The organism is Methylotuvimicrobium buryatense 5G (genome assembly GCF_000341735.1).
Taxonomy (GTDB): Bacteria; Pseudomonadota; Gammaproteobacteria; order Methylococcales; family Methylomonadaceae; genus Methylotuvimicrobium; species Methylotuvimicrobium buryatense.
Genome location: NZ_KB455575.1, coordinates 2419672 through 2438110, shown reverse-complemented (window position 1 = coordinate 2438110; position 18439 = coordinate 2419672). Strand labels below are relative to the sequence as shown.

Genomic DNA, 18439 nt, shown 5'->3' with positions numbered 1-18439 from the left:
GGGGCTGAATATCGCCAGCCTTTAGCCATAGCCGGGTTAGGCTACTCTGTCTTCAGGTTCGCGTCCTTCGAAAAACGCGGCCAAATTAGCTAGCACTTTTTCTCCCATCGCGGTGCGAGTACTAAGCGTTGCGCTACCTAGGTGCGGCAACAGCGTGGCGTTTTCAAGCGTCAAAAATTCGGGGTCGATATTCGGCTCTCCTTCATAGACATCCAGACCGGCGCCGGCAATTCTCTTATCTCGTAATGCGTCGATTAAAGCCTTGCTATCGACGACATCGCCGCGCGCGGTGTTGATCAAATGAGCGTTCGGTTTCATCAAGCGAATCATCTTGTCGTCGATCAGGTGGCGGGTGTCGGGCCCGCCCGGGCAATGCAGCGAGATATAATCGGCGCGTCTCATGACGTCCTCGACTGAATCGCACCGTGTCGCTTGGAGTTCTTCGATCACGGATGGGTCCGGTGCGCTCGGATTGAAAAAAACGATTTTCATGCCGAAACCGTGATGGGCTTTGCGTGCGGTTGCGATTGCGATGCGGCCGAAGCCGATCAATCCTAACGTCGCGCCGGTCACGTCGCTGCTCAACATGTGCGTCGGACACCAACCATGCCATTTTCCGGCGCGGACGAGACGGTCGCCCTCCGCGCCTCGCCGTGCGGACATCAGCAATAAAGTCATTGCGATATCGGCGGTGCTCTGTGTCAACACGCCCGGTGTATTTGTGACGACGAGACCGTTCTCTTTCGCAGCTGCGATATCGATATGGTTGTATCCGACTCCGAAATTGCCGAGAATTTTGCAGCGTTTGTTAGACGCATTTAGTACCTCGGCAGGTAGTGAATCGCAAACCGAAGGGCACACTGCGTCGTAGTTTTGTAAAGCCGATTTCAATTCTTCGGATGTCAAGGGTAGATCGTCTTCGTTGAGCGAGACGTCGTACAATTGCTTGAGTTTGGTTTCGACCGAGGCGGGCCATTTACGGGTAATTAAAACTTTGGGTTTGTTCATCGGTTTGTTTCTATTGGGGTTGGTGTAGCACTGACTGCCATTAAGGATTTGGTCATAAATAACTTTCCTATTTTATGGAGAGTTCGGTTGCTCGATTGGCAGGTGTCGGCGGCAGGTAGCCGCCGTCAAGCCTAAACGGATGTATTCACGGCGCCCTGTCAAGCGAGTAATCGAATCCTCGACAAAGCTCATGGCTTCAGGAAGTTATTTATCGCGAAATCCTAAGTTAAGGGGAGCCCGTTATTCCGCCATGGACTGGCGGGATCCAGTGCCATGGATGGCAAGCTTTTGAGGCACATTATAGCCTTTGACAGGGCTTCTCGGGACGGGGGTTTGCAACCCTGTTCTAAACGTTTCGACCGTGGCCAAAGCAAGGCGTGTAATTGGGGCAAACCAAAACGTTGGGGATGGGTTAAATAACCCGTCCCGCGAAGGCCTATTCATGAAATCCGATTATACTTCGCGTTCACGATCTTACCGAGGTTTTTTGAAAGGCTATGTTATATGTTCGCGTTAATATACTCATCGCAGATCAAAATTCGGCGCCGGGGTGCCCGTCAAAGGACGCCGTGAATACGTCCATGTAGGCTCTATGCCAGCTCCATGCTGGCAAAGCCTTTGTCGCGCACCCCGGTGCCTCCTTAGTCACCTGCCGAATTTTGAAGTACGAAAGGTATAGTTGAAAATATAAAAACTACGCCGATGCCGGAATGACTTGATCCACGTTCCCATCGCTCCAGCGTAGGAATACATTACCGGAAAAATCGCCTCTGTTACCAGCATTCCGCCACCGATCCGGTTCCCGTAATGCCCCGCGCCCCCGTATGCGCAAGCGTTAAGGTTCCGCAGCGGGGATCGTTTTGTGCGCCGGTCGGCACTGCTTGTACCGTAAAAGTAGCTGCCGCAGCAGCGCTAATGGTTATCGTGTAAAAAGTCGCGGTCTGACCGGGAATGCTATAAATCCTGGGAGCACCGGTATTTGCCGGGGTTGCATCAGTGCCGGCAGCGCCTACATAACTATTCGTTTCGGTAAAATGCCGTTCCATCGCATTCGCCAATCCCATCAACGCGCCTTTGGCATCGGCGCGGCGCGATTTTCTAATACTATCTTGATAGGAAGGGTAAGCGATACCGGCGAGAATCCCCACTACGGCAACGGCTATCATTAGTTCTATCAGCGTAAAACCCCTTTCAGCTTTCATTGTATTGTATTGCTCCGTTGTCTCGGTAACTGTCAACGTAATTGACGCCAGGATTGTCTTCCGGCGCCGCCTTCGACCGACTCCAAGGTCGTTTCCATTTCACCGGTCGAGCCGCTGGTATATTTATACTCGACTTCGCCGGCGCCCACGACCCCGGGTGTTTTAATGATACCGACTTTGGATTTTTTACCGGATACGGCCATCGGAGAGTCGTCTTCGTCGATTAAATTGTCATCATTGGTATCGATGACGCCTGCGAGCATATCGCTCTCATCGATGGTGTCGCTACCGGTCAAATCGAACGGCGTGCTAACTAAACGATTACCGGTTAAGGCGTCCAGTTCCATTAACCAGCTAGTTCCGCCATAACCGCACGGTTCAGGGTCTGGTATCAAGGTAACGAATATGATTCGTCCGCCGCGCAACAAAGCCTGACTGATCACGCGCTCGCCATCGGGAGACACGGCAGGAAATACGAGATCCATGTACCAGCCCTGCTTCGAGCCAAGATAATTAATCATGCTTATCCCGTTGCAGTTGGTATTGTCGATAGCCAAAAGCGGGTCGACGCAGTGAGAGGTTACTCTGATATCGAAATCGCCGAATACGTCCTCGGCAATGATCGATTGCTGTACTAAATCGTTGGCGCGAGTAATGCCCGGATCGCCGGTGCTGCAAGTTATATTGCTGCCGGCAAGTTTTACGCATTCGTCTTGAATTCCGTAAAAGGTCTGCGGCTGCGGGTCGATGGCCGAATTGTCTCCGGTTTCAAAATACTTACCGCTACCGAAATAGACCATGACCCCGCTAGATGGATGTTTGCCGGCTTGTGGTTTTGCGGTAATCGCTTGTCTGACGCCATTGCTGTCTCTGGCAACGAACAACGGTTTGGGTGTGTTGCCTTGTTTAAAACCGAAATCCCATTGTCCTGTATTGCTGCTGCTGACATCGAATTTCCACAGGTTGCCGTGTAAGTCGCCCGCATAAATCGCATCGACAATGCGGTCGCCGTTGGCATCGATAGCGATGGGTGTCGATAGGCCGTTTGGGTTGCCGGCACTGCCGACGCCTGTGTTCAATGATTTGATGAGTGCGCCGGTTTCGAGATCGACGATGTACAACACCGCTTGATGGCTCGCGCTATTGTAGCCGTTGCCGAATACGGCGGCGAACTTGCCGTTGGCCATGCGGACGATTGACGCTTGCCCTAAGGTAAATCCGAGATAATCGGCAAACCCGAAGCGTGGATTGCTGCCGGTCAAGACATTGGTTAAATCCGTTGCGTTCGGTGCGGTTGTCGTATTGATTTCCCACATGACCCGTTGCGGTAAAAAACTGTTTTCCGCTGTGGCATAACTACTGTCGCCCGGGTCGAGGAATGTCGCGTCCAGTGCAAAAATGCCCTTACCGCCGGCGCCTAAAGTGCCGATCAGAACGGTACGCCACTCCTTGTTATTATCGCCGTTGGCATCGATATAAGCGTCGCCGGCAACCGGCGAGCCGTCGACAAAATATTGATGGCTATAATTCGGATCGGTAAGCGAGGCGAGTTTGGGCAGAACCGCATGGGGGACATAGGCGAATACCTCGGTACCCGCACCGGTGCCGGTGATAGTGGCATTGAAAACATGCAGCATGCCGCCGTTGCCGCCGATGGCGACCAGCGGCGTTCTGGCTTTGTATGCGGCGCTATTCCGATAATTCGAATAAGCACTGCCCTCCGTTCCGGGCAGCAAATGGTAACCGAAATTGATATCGCCGATAAACCAAGGATCGGAGTTGACTAAGTCGCCCATCAGGCGATTGGTGCCGATACGGTTGCGAAAAGTGCCTCCGTTCTGAAGTTCGTTGGTTTGAATGCCGCGTACATAGTTCAATTGCGCTTCGGTCAATAGCGCTTGTTGGGCGGCATTGAGATTGTTATGAAAAAAATTGATCCCTTTAAAGGGCGTTGCAGTCGGGTTGTAACCGAAAATCGAGCGTCCGATCGAGCCCTGAGTCGTCACATTTTGACCGGCATCCCAGGCGGGTGTTGCCGCCAGGCTGCCGTCGGCGTTGATCGCGTAAGCCAAAAACTGACCGGTCCAATCGCGGCTGTCGAACTTAGCTTGATAAACGACGGTATTGGTATCCAGGCGGGTCGAGTTGGTCGCGACAGAAGCGGACGAGCCTTCGGTGCGTCCTACGATCGCGCGTAATGTATTACTCAGTTCATTGGCAAAGGTATTCGGATCGGCTGCGCTGAAGAAACCGCCGCGGCTGTTGATTGCGGCATGAAGCAGATCGTCGACGTTTTCTGTAGTACCCGATGTCGAAGGCGCCGGCCAATTGATCGTTGCGCCGGTATTGATGGCATCAAAAGCATCGCTGGCACTAATCGTTCCTTCTACACCGAAACCCACGCCAAAAGTTACCATGTGCTGCCAAAATGCTGGATTTATCGCTGAAGTAGGTACTAGATTAGGTATATTCGTCCGTAAATCGTTTTTCCAATAATACATTGCAACATCGGCTAAAGTATTACTGCGATTGTCCGTGAACGGAGATACGGCCGAATAAGTAAAGGTATTCCCATCCGGGCCTGAAATTGTCGGGCCATTAGTCCCGTCATTATTCGACCGTGCGGCGGCTGTTCCTGCTTGCGCATCGTTCCAATAGCCGTCTGTCATTAGAATGGTATAGCTATGCCGGCATTCTAAATGAGTAGTCGAATCGTTTTGACCGGGGTTAGCGCCCCAAGGTCCGCGATTATCGCTACGGCTATAATATTGACCTGCCGAGTCGAGCGCTCTTCTTAAAGGGGTAGCGGAATCCGGGATATCGAGGGTGTATAGATCCGTAAAGAATTGTTCGCGATCGCTGCCGGTAAAAGGCCGGACGCCGCGAATAATGGTATTCGTGCTAACATTATCGATGCTGCTCGAGCTTTTATTGATGGCTCCGAAACCGACACGCATGGCTTCGCCCTGTTGGGCAAAGGCTTTGCCGATACCTGCTCGGGCTGCAAGAACTCTCGAACGGTGATATGTATACCAATTGGCGAAATTCTGAATTTCTTGAGCATAAGAACAAATACCTCCTGTACAGTCGGTTCTATTTTCGCGGCCATGTCCGCTGTACTCGGATGTGGCGGCTTTGATTTCGAAAGGTCCGTCAAAATTAGCCAAATTCCAAGCATCGCCTCCGTTATACCAAAAATAGGTAGCCGGATAGAATGTTTTATTGCTTGTTTGTGTCGAGCATTGCCCCGAAGAGGGCCCGGTACAAGTTCGCCAACGATTTAGCGACGAATTGACCGGTCCGCCCGTGTCCGTATTTGTGTTATCAACGGTAAGATTTCGGTAGCCTCGGGCGGTATTCTCGGGATTATGATAAGCCGCTTCGGGGTTGGCTGGTGGATAAAGAGAATTATCCGCTTTAATCCAAGGCGAGTAAGTCACTGCGGGATCGTAATACGTTTTATTGATTTGCGGAGAACGCGCCCGTGCATTAAATACATGGTTGTCGACAGTTGCGACATTACTGTTGTAGTCTCCCGAACCGTATACGTTAGCGACGCGCGGATAAACCCATCGCGTGTTTTCAGTGAACGAACCGAATCGAAACTCTTCATCCGGCGTCACCTCATAATGCATCGACCCCGAATCGTCGATGATGAACATAATATTCGGGTCGACACTAGGCGTTAGAAATAACGGCGTTTGCGCAAGGTCCAAATCCGCTCGGGTAGGCAGCGACAAAAGCACGCCGACTGAAAGCCCCAATGCCCAATACAACAAAGAATTTTTGTCAATACCAATCGAAATGTTCATGATGCTTTTCCCTGCCTTGTAAAGACAAGACCTGTCTAAATAAAAATTTCGTAGGTACGCATCGCGTACCATTTCCCGGGGGTTGCGAGTTATCGCCCCAAAAAGATACGCGATGCGTACCTTACAGAATATCAATAGCCCCATGGCCTATAGCATGCAAATCCACGTTCCCCTATACCGGCTTTCTGCTAACGGCTTACCGTTAACCGCTAACCAAACTTTCAACGTTTGTAAGTCGATTGTAAAACGACGACCGCCGTTTCCGTTCCGCCGACGCCGCGCGCAGTGATGCGGTACATTTCGCTTTGCCCGTATTCCCCGGCATCCAGGCTTGTGCCGCTTTCGACTTCCGCCATGCGCTGTATCACATAACGGGGCGCGGCGGCCACTTGACCGATCGTGCCTGAAAATTCCGTCGTATTGTTAGTCCAATCGTCATACGCGCCGGGAGGAGCGCCGTCTTGCGCATACAGGCCGTTATCGCCGGTGCTGGTGAAGTCGGGTAGCGCTGCCTGCGTCAAGAGGTTTTCGCCGGCCCTCAGTGCGGATTCGGCGGCCTGAAATGCAAGATTGCGGTTGCGCATGTTGCCGGCCATGCGTTCCTCGAGGCTGGTGACTTGCATCGAAGTGGTGGCGGCTAGTGTTAGTAGCAATAGCATTATAAGGCTAGTGATTAGTACCGAGCCGGTTTGCCGTGCTAACGAATGGGGGTGTTTCATAAGTTAGATACTCGTCAAGGTAAGCGATTGCGGACTGCGATAGTGGTCGTGAAAACCTGCCGCACTCGCCGGTCTGCCGGCGTGACGGTGGCGCCGTTGAAGGTGTAGGTCTGTGGCCGCGAAGTTATGTTGTCGTTAAGGCTCCGGGCCAGCAGGCTAGCTCGTGCGCTTACGACATTCGCCCAATTGCCGACATTATTGGCTGTCACATAGCGGTTCGCGACTCTGTCTTGAGTCGTATCCTCGCCGTAGAGTATTTGCATGTTTTCGATGCCGTCGATCATTTCAATGGGATTGACTCCGGTTTGTACGGCTCGGCTGTTGTCCAAACGCCATAGCGCGGGCTGTCCCCCTGCGCCGCTTCGAAGAAAGTAGGTATAAGAGTTGAATCGAAAGACTTCGGCGCCTTCGTCGTAAATCTTGCTTAGTTTATTGTCGGTATTTTGATTGTTGGCATGCGCCAAGTTTTGCTTTCCTGCCGAGGAAGAGGCGCTGGTCGCGATAAAGATATCCGCGGCGGAACAGTCGGAAACCATGACGATATCATACTGATTAAAATCGCAAGTATTGCCGGCATTGATATGAATTTGGGCCGTGGAAGCTTTTTCCGGCAATGCGCCCCCGCAGGTACCGCCGAAAGTAATCGTTATGGCGTCGGACCCTGCGATGCAGGCGTTGGCATTGCCGCAGGCGCTCGAATTCCAATTGTTGGCAATGTTGTCGTTGCCGCTGATCGTTATCATGGTTCCCAAGGCTAAGCTGGCAGGGGCGGGGTTCGGATTCGGGCTTTTAGGGTCGATAATTACGTTCGGAGAAACGACTGTACAGCCTTGATATCCCGCCATACGTAAATCGTGATTGAGCGTGTCAAGCGCAAAACGCGCGTTTTCCTGCATCCTCGACAGGCCTTCCTGCATGCGATAGGTTTGTTTGGTGTTGGTAAATATTTGCAAGACGCCGCCTAGCAAAAACGCGCCGATCAATAGCGAAATCATGATTTCGACTAGGGTCATGCCTGATTGGCGGTAAATGAGTGGTGCGGGTTGCTTTCGCTGTGTTGACAGCATTTTCGACGTCGGATGCTTGGGCGATCGGTCTCGGTCGGTCATCGTAGCGCCCCTAATGAACGAGCATGAAATAACTTAGACAACTGTTGGAAGGGGGTGGTGGTTCGATTGACAGGTGTCGGCGGCAGGGCAGATTTTTGCTACTGCAAAATCTGTCCCGCTGCCGACATCCTCGCCAAGCATACCCCACACCCTTTTGATCTCCAAATTGGGAATTGCTGCCGAACCACCACAAAGCCTACTATTAGTAGAAGTTATTTTGTGTCTATTCCTAAGTAACATAAATCAAGGCCTGAATGTCATGACAAAACGAACGATTCGGTCGGCTTCCTGCTCCGCTTCGCGGCGATCGGTCCACCATATTTTGACGGCATAGGCTTCGCCATTGCCGTCGCAAGCCGGAGACGCCGGCGTTCCGTCATCGGAAGTACTGTCGATGCAGACCCAGCCGCTGCCGCCCGGTAGCTGCCCTGCTATCGCCGTATTCCATCGCGCCAAATCGTAACCGGCCATTTGCGCGGGGGTGCATGAATTGAGTTCGCAATCGGCCGGGTTGTTGGGCGCCCCTTGGTTGTTATAGTTGCCGTTCGACAAGCCCGTGCCGTTAACGCGCATTCGGTCGGCCATGTCGTATGCAAGCTGGGTGGCTTGACTGCGGAAAAAGGCGCTTTGATTGTTTTTGAGACTGGCGGCTTGCATGCCGGCAAGCCCTAACAAGCCGATCGCTAAAACGATCATTGAAACCAGGACTTCAATCAAGGTGAAGCCCGAGACATTGTTTGATTTCGGATTGGCGGTAATCAATTTCAGGACGTTCATGGGCAGGCGATCTCTTGTTGCGTTAATAGTCTTCCCGCATTATTAAGCGCTATATTGACGCCGATGTTGCCTGTGCGGTCGTCGCACACTTTAATATTGCCCGATTGGTGGTTACCGTTAGTTAATCTACTTTGTCCGGAAGCAACGAAAGAAATGTAGTTCGCAATATTTAGGGAGCCCGTCATCGTAATATTGGTGAGCGGGTTTTCCTGAATTCTCAATAAGGTTTCAGTATTGCTATCGAAGGTGGCGTTATTATTCGGATCTGTAAAGATTATCCAGCCAATCGACCAGTTAACGGAATTGCTTGTCGTGCATGAAGGCGGCGTAGCGTTGGGGTTTTGGCTTTTGCATGCGGTAACTCTGATCCCGCGTTTTATGGCTTCGCTACGAGCAAAATTGAGCGAGGCAACCAGTTCATTGGTCCGGGTCGTTAATCGATCATTCCGGATGACAGTGTTAAAACTCGGCACGGCCAGGGTCAAAACGATTGCGCCGATGGCAATCGTCATCATTAACTCGATAAGGGTAAACCCATAATGGATTTTTGAATATTTCGGCATGGGTTTAGCCATAGAAATGAAAATTGCCTGCTTAGTATGGATATGACCGTAGCACAAATTGCATAAGGCTTATGAGAGCTTGTTAAAAAAATGCTAACTATTATTTTTTGTCTCTTGGATTCGGCTCAAAAGTGCAATCGTCGAATTCATGCCGGCAATTCCCAATTTGGAGATCAAAAAGGGTGTGGGGTGTGTTTGGCGAGGATGTCGGCAGCGGGACAGGTTTTTGCTCCTCGGCAATTGCTCCTGCATTGCCCTAATACACGCCATCCTTGGCGCTTAGCTGCCGCCAAGCCCCCATGGATGGGTTTACGGCGTTCCTCGACGGCATACCCCGCACCCTAAAATCGGCGAAACTGCTCAAACTGGGAATTGCTGAATTCATGCGGACTTGTGCTCTGGATGTTGAAGTATTCAAATATAGAACATCAGGGCGCGCAATACATATTTTTTATGAACGTGCGCAGTTTTAAGTGGGGCGCTAACTCGAAGGTCCATTCCGCACCGTCTGTGAAGATCGACGATTTACCGGTATGAACGACGTTGATTAGGTTTTTGATGCGTTATTAACGCAAAAGGGCATCCCGAAGTTAATCGGAATGCCTTTTGGTTTAGCCGGATTAGCGTATTCTAACTATGCGGTAGTGCGATAATATTCGATCGCTGCCGCAACGCCGCTACCGGCTTTGATATCGAAGCCGTTATCGAGTAGGGCCATTTCGACGCCGGCGATGGCGCCTAGCATCGAGACGTCGTTCATGTCGCCGACATGACCGATGCGGAACACTTTGCCGGCCACTTCGTTCAAGCCTGCACCCAGAGAAATATTGTATTTACTATAAGCTGTGGCGATCACATCGCGAGCGTCTTTGCCGGCCGGAACGACGACCGCCGAAACGGTATTCGACTCGAAACCGGGCTTCGCACACAGTTCCAGGCCCCATGCGGCAATCGCTTTACGCGTGCCTTCGGCCAGTCGGTAATGGCGTGCGTATACGTTTTCCAAGCCTTCGGCAAGCAGTAAATCCAGCGCTTTGCGTAGGCCGTACAGCATCGGTATCGATGGCGTGTATGGCGTGTAGCCGTCTTTATTGCTGGCTAGTTGGTCTTTCAGGTCGAGAAAGGCGCGTCTGCTTTGTGCGGTATCGCAAGCGGCTATCGCTTTTTGGCTGAATGCGACTAGGGCAGCGCCGGCGGGCAGCATGAAGCCTTTTTGCGAGCCGCTGATCGCGCCGTCGACGCCCCATTCGTCCATGCGGAAATCGATACTGGCGATCGAGCTGACGCCGTCGACGAACAATAAGGCAGGGTGTCCTGCGGCATCCATGGCTTTGCGAACGCCGCCAATGTCGCTGGTGACGCCGGTCGCGGTTTCGTTGTGCGTGGCTAGAATGGCTTTGATTTCATGTTGGCCGTCTTCTTTTAGGCGCGCTTCGAGATCGTCAAGCGGAATGCCTTCGCCCCAAGGTCTTTCGATGACAATGACTTCAAAGCCCAGGCGTTTAGCCATTGCAGCCCAGAGATGGCTGAATTGACCGAAGCGGTAAATCAGGACTTTATCGCCAGGGCTCAAGGTGTTGGTCAGAGCGATTTCCCATCCGGCGGTTCCGGTTGCCGGAAAAATGAAGCTATGACCGGTTTCGGTTTTGAAGACTTTTTTTAGGTCTTCGAGCAAGGGTTTGAACAGCTCTGGGAAGATCGGCGAACGATGGTCTTCGCTGGGGACATGCATCGCGCTGAGAACTTCGTCGGGAATGTTTGTTGGACCTGGAACATACAAATGATTACGGCCTGCCATTGTTTATTGCCTCATTTAAGAATGAATGGTGAAAAAAATTGAACGGTGTAGAAAGCGAGTTGATTCGTTTCGGGTGGAGTTGTTCCGGGAACTGCCGGCATTGCATTCGAGCAATGCAAATTTGCCCATTTTCGCTACGGCAATTGCATTAGCTAAGGATTTCGTAATAAATAACGTACTGGAACTATGAGCTTTGTTGAGGGTTCGTTAGCTCGCTTGGCAGGACGCCGTGAATAAGTCCTTGTAGGCTTGACGGCGGCTTTCCCTGTCGCCGACACCTGCCAATCGAGCTACCGAACCCTCCCTAAAAAATAAGGAAGTTATTTACGACCAAATCCTAAAGAACGATGGATGAGTATTTCGATACCGATTCGTTGCCCGAAAAACGAATGTTAAAGCCGCCAATATTGCCATATTTGCAGTTAATCGGCAAGCACAGGTTGTTGGATGCAGCGGGCCGCACGGGCGAGTTGAGAAAGTTAAAATTGACAATATCGTTGCCAAAAGTACAATGTCCGATTTATTTTGCGCCCGGTTCGGGGCAAATTTAACCGAATCGAGGGTGACTTTGCCCGGCAAAAAATTCACATATTGAAATAGGAAGACACAATGAGCCACACCTTGTATGAAGCGTCCGTGCAACGCGTTCAGCGCTGCGAGCTTGCTGTTCCTGGGTCGAATCCCGGTATGTTCGAGAAAGCGTTGAAGAGCGGTGCGGATTTCATATTTTTGGATCTTGAGGACGCCGTGGCGCCTGACGATAAACTGCAAGCCCGCAAAAATGTCATTCAAGCGATTAACGATTTGGATTGGAAAGGACACGGCATCACAATTTCGGTGCGCATCAACGGCTTGGATACGCAATACATGGTCCGCGATGTCGTCGATCTAGTTGAGCAAGCCGGTCATAAACTCGACACGATTCTGATCCCTAAAGTTGGCGTTTATGCCGATGTCTACATGGTCGAGGCGATGGTTAATCAACTCGAAATGCAACAAGGCTTGAATAACCGCATCGGCATCGAAGCGCTGATCGAAACCGCTTTAGGTATGGCTAACGTCGAAGACATCGCCCGTAACGGCGCATCGGGCCGTTTGGAAGCGTTGCATTTCGGTGTTGCCGATTATGCGGCCAGCAACCGGGCAAGAACGACCAATATCGGCGGTTTGAATCCCGATTATCCGGGCGATCAGTGGCATGCCGCAATCAGCCGTATGACGGTCGCGTGTCGCGCCTTTGGTCTCCGTCCGATCGACGGGCCGTTCGGCGATATCAATGATAAGGATGGTTATAAAGCCGCGGCAAGGCGCGCTGCCGCATTGGGATGCGAAGGCAAGTGGGCGATTCATCCGTCTCAAATCGAATTGGCTAACGAAATTTTTACGCCGCCGCCGGCTGAAATCGAAAAGGCCAAGCGTATTTTGGCCGCCTTGAAAGAAGCCGCCGCGCAAGGCAAGGGCGCCGCCGCGCTGGACGGGCGCCTGATCGATGCCGCGTCCGAAAAGATGGCCAATAATGTCGTCAAGGCCGCCGAAGCAATTGCCGCAAAAGGCCAATAATCGATTGGAGTAGGCCCGCGCCGATTTTCGGCGCGGGCCTTTCTTTACTTTTTTAAATAGAAAGAGGTTGTGCTGTGGATATCCATGAGTATCAGGCAAAAGAAATTTTAACGGAATACGGCGTCAAGATCGCCGATGGCGGCCTGGCTTACAGCCCGGAAGATGCCGTGCAGCGTGCGCGGGAAATCGGCGGCAGTATTTGGGCGGTTAAGGCGCAGATTCATTCCGGCGCGCGCGGTAAAGCCGGCGGAATTAAACTGTGCCGGTCGTATGACGATGTCGCGAAAGCCGCCGAGGAGTTGTTGGGCAAACGGCTCGTGACCCACCAAACCGGCCCTGCCGGAAAAGTCTGCGGAAGGCTCTATGTCGAAGCCGGCACCGACATCGCGAAGGAGTTGTACTTTTGTCTACTCGTCGACCGCAGCTCGGAGCGTATCGTGATGGTCGGCTCGGCTCAAGGCGGTATGGATATCGAGGAGTTAGCGCAGACTAATCCCGAAGCAATTACCAAAATCTACATCGAACCTTCGGTCGGCTTGCAGGATTTTCAAGCGCGAGCAATGGCTTTTGCATTGGGCTTGCCGGTGTCGATGATCAATACCGCCGTTAAAACGATTAACGGCTGCTACCGGGCGCTACGTGATAATGACGCGAACATGCTCGAAATCAATCCGTTAGTTGTGACCGGCAAAGAAGATTTGCTGGCCTTGGACTGTAAAATGGGTTTTGACGACAACGCCTTGTTTCGCCGTCACCGAATCGCCGAATTGCGAGATAAAACCCAAGAAGATCCGCGCGAAATGGCGGCTGCCGATCGCGGCCTGAGCTATGTCGGGCTGGATGGCGATATCGGCTGCATGATCAACGGCGCCGGTCTCGCGATGGCGACGATGGACATGATCAAATTAGCCGGCGGCGAGCCTGCGAATTTTCTCGATGTCGGGGGCGGAGCTTCGCCGGAGCGGACCGAGAAAGCCTTCCGTTTGGTGTTGGCCGATAAGAATGTGAAGGCGATGCTAGTCAATATTTTTGCCGGTATCAATCGCTGCGATTGGATCGCTGAAGGTGTCGTGCATGCGGTCAAGAAAATCGATATGAAGATTCCTTTGATCGTGCGTTTGTCCGGCACCAATGTAGAAGAAGGACGCCGGATCATCGCCGAGAGCGGCTTGCCGATCATTACCGCCGAAACCTTGGCGGAAGCGGCCGAGAAAGCCGTGCAAGCACGTAATGAAGTAGTGGCGAGAGAGGGCTGAGAGAAGCACATGGCAATTTTAATCAACGAAAATACACGCATTATCGTTCAAGGTTTTACCGGTAAGATCGGCTCGTTTCATGCTCAGGACATGATTAACTACGGCTCTAAAGTCGTCGGCGGCATTACTCCGGGCAAAGGCGGTCAATCGCATCTTGGCCTGCCGGTGTTCAATACGGTTAAGCAGGCAGTCGATCAAGTCGGTGCCGAAGCCAGCATCGTCTTCGTACCGCCGGCTTTCGCTGCCGATTCGATTATGGAAGCGGCCGATGCGGGTATCAAATATTGTGTCGCAATTACCGACGGTATACCGACTCAAGATATGATGAAGGTCAAAAACTTTCTGCGTCGTTTTTCTGAAGACGAGCGCATGATTCTGACCGGTCCTAACTGCGCAGGTACGATCAGTCCCGGACGTTCGATGCTGGGCATTATGCCGGGGCATATTTACATGCAGGGTAATGTCGGGATCGTAGGACGTTCTGGTACATTGGGCTATGAGGCGGCCGACCAATTAAAAAGGCTCGGCATCGGGGTGTCGACCTCCGTCGGCATCGGCGGAGATCCGATCAACGGTAGTTCGCATCGCGATATTCTCGAACATTTCGAGCGAGACCCGGAAACTAAAGTCGTCTTAATGATCGGTGAAATCGGCGGGCCGCAAGAAGTCGAAGCCGGCATGTTCGCAAAGGAACACATGACCAAGCCGTTGGTTTCCTATATCGCAGGCCTAACCGCTCCTGAAGGGCGTAGAATGGGTCATGCGGGTGCGATCATTTCGGCGGCAGGCGAAAGCGCGGCCGAAAAAGTCGCGATGTTAAAGGATTTGGGCGTTACAGTCGCGCCGACGCCTTCGGCGATGGGCGAGACGGTTGCCTCGGTTTTGGCCAAATTGGCATAAAGCTGGTGAACAGTAAACGGTGAATAGTAAGCGGTAAACGGAAAGCGGAGAGGGAGCGCTTGTGGGAGCGACGCCTTCGTCGCGATTATCGAAGCCGTCCCTGTTAGATGTCAGTCGGCATTTTTCGAAGTCGGGCCGTTGCGGCTTCGATATAACCATCGTAGATCAAAATTCGGCGCCGGGGTGACCGTCAAAGGACGCCGTGAATACGTCCCGTCCATGTAGGCAAAGCCTTTGCCGGTCACCCCGGCGCCTCTTTAAGCATCGCCGAAATTTGAAGTGCGAAAGGTATAATTGCTTTTCGGCAAGCTGCCGCTCATAACTCATAATGCCACAGCGGAGTCTTGATAGACTCCCTGTGGTTTTGTTTTTTACGAAGGATTAATCACGCGTCATGAAAAAATCGATGATATATGCCTTGGACTTCGACGGCGTTATTTGCGATAGCGCCCTCGAAACGGCGATAACCGGTTGGAAGGCCGCCGGACAGCTTTGGCCGGATATGACCGAGGACCGGCTTTCGAAGCAATTGATCGATCGTTTCCGACGGGTTCGGCCCGCGATTGAAACCGGCTACGAAGCGATTTTAGCGATGCGTTTGATCGATCGGGAAGAAGAGGATAATGCCGTTTTAAGCGGATTCGAACGGTATAAACAAAATCTGCTCGATGAAGCGGGTGTCGATGTCGAATTTCTGAAGAAACTATTCGGTGACACGCGCGATAATTGGATTGCGGCCGACTTGTCGAACTGGATTAGCGTGAATCCGTTATTTCCAAACGTTGCCGATAAGCTTAAGCAATTGAATGAATGGGCTACTTGGTATGTGGTGACGACGAAACAGGAACGCTTCGTCAGCCAAATCTTGAACGCTAATGAGATTGAGCTATCCGGCGGCAACATATTCGGCCTCGAAAGAAATAGAAGTAAGGCCGATACGTTAATTGAGATTTTGGAAGGCCATCCGAATGAGCAAATTTATTTTGTCGAGGATCGTTTGCCGGCGTTGTTGTCTGTGATGACTAGTCCAAAGCTTCAGTCGCTAAAGTTGCAATTGGCCGACTGGGGTTATAACACGGCACAGGATAGACAGGAAGCTGTGCGCAAGGGTATCGAGCTATTGTGTATCGAGGATTTTCTTAAGGACAAATAAGCATCACTATCTCGGTAAATATTCAGCCCCCTTCTTTTTAAAAGGGAGGAGGCAAAGTTCCAACTTGTTTTAATGCAAAGCGCTGAACAACATAAGCGACAACTTACTCCCTTTATACTCAAAAATTAGCTAACTTTATGAAGGTATGGGGTGTGGCTAGCGAGGATGTCGGCTGCAGGGGCAGATTTTGCTCCTGCAAAATCTGCATTTACGCCATCCTTGGCGCTTAGCTGCCGTTAAGCCCCTATGGATGGGTTCACGGCGGTCCTCGATAGACACATCCTAAGCCTTTTATTCTCAGACGGTTTTTTAATCTAAAAGGGAGTAGTGCCTATTCTATAGTGCGTTTATGGCTTTATTCGTCATATCGATATAGGTTGTTGATATCCATGTTGCATGGATGTGGTGCTACGCATTGCCATCCGTGGCCCTGGATTCCGCCAATCCCTGGCGGAATGACGCGTTCCTTCCTTAGGTTGGTGTTTATGGGGCTGAACAATTACCTAACTCGTGGTTTTGGTTTTAATTATAATTGTTGCTTTTTTGCAATGCCTTACAAAATTTGTTAGTTTGATAGGGCAGTTAATGTACTTCGAAGGACTCATTATGTCTTTTTGGTTATCGATCGAAGTATGAGTTTTTAAAATAAATGAAACTTTATTTTCATTTGAGGAGAATTTAATCGTTATGCGTATTTACCCTTTCGCCCTTGCTTTTATGATGTACATGACTACGGCTGTTGCCGAACAAGAAGCATCGGTCCTAGCCGCAAATATGAATAACTATTCCGTTTACGGTCATATTGAGGAAGTCGCGTTGATACCAGGCGACATTGAAATCAAGGCGCGCCTCGATACCGGTGCGTCGAGAAGTTCCTTGAACGCTCAAGAGATCGAATTGATTGAATCGGACGAGCAAACAATGGTGAGTTTTATATTCGATGATCGTAACGGTAATCAATATCCGATGACGCTGCCATTGGTCGAAACGATCGGGATCAAACAGGCTAGCGGCAGACAAGAGCGCTATGTCGTCGAAATCGGCTTGTGCGTCGGTGAGCATTATGAAAAAAATCTGTTTACGCTGGCCGACCGCAGCAGAATGACTTATCCCGTATTGGTAGGGCGCAATTTTCTAAAGAATTCCGTATTGGTTAGCTCGAAACATAAAATGACCGCGAAGCCGAGTTGCGAAATTGACGCTTAATCGTAACGGTTGAGCTTTGGGCTCTATACCTTTCGCAATTCAAATTTCGGCAGTGCCTGAGGAGGCGCCGGGGTGCTCGGCAAAGGCTTTGCCAGCATGGAGCTGGCATAGAGCCTACAGGGACGTATTCACGGCGTCCTTTGACGTGCACCCCGGTGCCGAATTTTGATCTACGATGGGTATAATTAGGTATCTTCGATGAAACTTTGGATAATCGCATTAAGTTATTTACTGGCATCCTGTAAACCCATTTCGGATACTATTGCTAAGGAACCTTATTTGTTTCAGTCCGACGATGTCGAATTGGAGGCCGTTGCGATTTACCAAGGCAAGGATGCAATCTGGGGCTTCGATTTTTTGCCCGACGGTAAAATCATATTTACCGAAAGGAAAGGGCGATTGAAGATATTCGATCCTAGAACATTGAATGTCGCCGATGTGAGCGGGGTGCCTAGCGTTGTCGCGCGCAACCAAGGCGGCTTGTTGGACGTCTATTTGCATCCCCGGTTTTCCGAGAACAGGCTTGTTTATTTAACTTATTCGGCCAGTGTCGGCGATGGTATGACCACTCGATTGGCCCGCGCGGAACTCGATTTCGACACCTTGGAAAATTTGACCGTTCTGTTTAGCGCTGAGCCTCCAAACAATAACGATCACCACTTCGGCTCCCGTGTCGTGATGAGTCGAGCCGGCAATTTATATTTGAGTGTCGGCGATCGCGGCGAACGGGATCAGGCCCAAAACATGGGATCTCATTACGGAAAAATATTACGTCTGAAACCGGACGGTAGCGTCCCGGTCGATAATCCTTTTCTTTCAGAGTCGGGCGCCAAACCTGAAATCTGGAGTTACGGTCATCGTAATGTCCAAGGTTTGACGATACATCCACGGACCGGAGAGATCTGGGCGCAAGAACATGGCCCACGCGGCGGCGATGAAATCAATCTCATCAAAAAAGGCCGGAATTACGGTTGGCCGGTCGTAACCCATGGGCGCGAATATTGGGGGCCTAGTATCGGCGAGGGTGTTGAAAAAAAAGGCATGCAAGCACCGATTCATTATTGGCTTCCATCGATCGCACCGAGCGGTCTTACATTTTATTACGGTAAAAGAATTCCTCATTGGCAAGGGAGCTTGTTTTCAGGATCATTGGTGCTGACTCATCTAAATCGTTTGGTTATCGACAATAATAAGGTCGTTAAAGAAGAGCGGTTATTGAACGCGCTGAATAAAAGGATTCGCGCGGTCAAACAGGGGCCTGACGAGTTGTTGTATTTTTCGACCGATGATGGTTCATTAGTTCAAATTCGTCCGGTCGAGCCGGAAGCGGATTTGCCCAATGACCAAGCCGATAGTTAACCTAGCTTTTTTACGGT

The 18439-nt window shown here is 51.2% G+C and carries 14 protein-coding genes; 6 read left to right on the top strand and 8 right to left on the bottom strand.

The window, feature by feature from the left end:
* Window positions 1–36: 36 nt before the first annotated feature.
* From METBU_RS0110740 to METBU_RS0110700, 8 genes are all read right to left on the bottom strand, one after another.
* On the bottom strand, window positions 37–1008 hold the full coding sequence (locus tag METBU_RS0110740) for a 2-hydroxyacid dehydrogenase (protein WP_017840631.1): 972 nt from the start codon (window positions 1006–1008) through the stop codon (window positions 37–39).
* Between the two features lie 773 nt (window positions 1009–1781).
* Window positions 1782–2210 carry a type IV pilin protein gene (locus METBU_RS0110735; RefSeq protein WP_017840630.1) on the bottom strand — a complete coding sequence of 143 codons (429 nt, stop codon included), beginning with the start codon at window positions 2208–2210 and terminating at the stop codon, window positions 1782–1784.
* Window positions 2211–2242: 32 nt separating this feature from the next.
* A complete protein-coding gene (locus tag METBU_RS0110730; protein WP_017840629.1) occupies window positions 2243–6022 on the bottom strand; it encodes a pilus assembly protein in 3780 nt (1259 codons plus the stop codon).
* A 221-nt stretch (window positions 6023–6243) separates the two neighbouring features.
* On the bottom strand, window positions 6244–6741 hold the full coding sequence (locus METBU_RS0110725; protein ID WP_026130155.1) for a pilus assembly PilX family protein: 498 nt from the start codon (window positions 6739–6741) through the stop codon (window positions 6244–6246).
* A gap of 14 nt (window positions 6742–6755) precedes the next feature.
* Window positions 6756–7850, bottom strand: coding sequence for a PilW family protein (locus METBU_RS0110720; RefSeq protein ID WP_017840627.1), 1095 nt, complete (start codon window positions 7848–7850; stop codon window positions 6756–6758).
* Between the two features lie 243 nt (window positions 7851–8093).
* On the bottom strand, window positions 8094–8627 hold the full coding sequence (gene pilV, locus METBU_RS23950; protein ID WP_017840626.1) for a type IV pilus modification protein PilV: 534 nt from the start codon (window positions 8625–8627) through the stop codon (window positions 8094–8096).
* Window positions 8624–9190 (bottom strand): GspH/FimT family pseudopilin, encoded by a 567-nt coding sequence (locus METBU_RS23945; RefSeq protein ID WP_268869779.1) that lies wholly within the window; start codon window positions 9188–9190, stop codon window positions 8624–8626. The genes pilV and METBU_RS23945 overlap by 4 nt, the downstream gene beginning before the upstream one ends.
* 634 nt (window positions 9191–9824) lie before the next feature.
* Window positions 9825–10988, bottom strand: coding sequence for an aminotransferase class V-fold PLP-dependent enzyme (locus tag METBU_RS0110700; protein WP_017840623.1), 1164 nt, complete (start codon window positions 10986–10988; stop codon window positions 9825–9827).
* Between the two features lie 609 nt (window positions 10989–11597).
* Between METBU_RS0110700 and METBU_RS0110690 the strand changes: the two genes are divergently transcribed.
* The 6 genes from METBU_RS0110690 (at window position 11598) to METBU_RS0110660 (ending at window position 18422) form a co-directional block, all read left to right on the top strand.
* The gene (locus METBU_RS0110690) at window positions 11598–12548 is read left to right on the top strand and encodes an HpcH/HpaI aldolase/citrate lyase family protein (protein WP_017840621.1); all 951 of its coding nucleotides are present in this window, start codon (window positions 11598–11600) and stop codon (window positions 12546–12548) included.
* A 74-nt stretch (window positions 12549–12622) separates the two neighbouring features.
* On the top strand, window positions 12623–13804 hold the full coding sequence (locus METBU_RS0110685; RefSeq protein WP_017840620.1) for a malate--CoA ligase subunit beta: 1182 nt from the start codon (window positions 12623–12625) through the stop codon (window positions 13802–13804).
* Between the two features lie 9 nt (window positions 13805–13813).
* Entirely contained in the window at window positions 13814–14704 is an 891-nt protein-coding gene (gene sucD, locus METBU_RS0110680) for a succinate--CoA ligase subunit alpha (protein WP_017840619.1), read from the top strand.
* 394 nt (window positions 14705–15098) lie between these two features.
* Window positions 15099–15857, top strand: a complete 759-nt coding sequence (locus tag METBU_RS0110670; protein WP_017840617.1) for an HAD family hydrolase — start codon at window positions 15099–15101, stop codon at window positions 15855–15857.
* Between the two features lie 687 nt (window positions 15858–16544).
* A complete protein-coding gene (locus METBU_RS23940; RefSeq protein ID WP_017840616.1) occupies window positions 16545–17063 on the top strand; it encodes an ATP-dependent zinc protease family protein in 519 nt (172 codons plus the stop codon).
* Window positions 17064–17261: 198 nt separating this feature from the next.
* Window positions 17262–18422, top strand: coding sequence for a PQQ-dependent sugar dehydrogenase (locus tag METBU_RS0110660; RefSeq protein WP_017840615.1), 1161 nt, complete (start codon window positions 17262–17264; stop codon window positions 18420–18422).
* Window positions 18423–18439 lie beyond the last annotated feature (17 nt).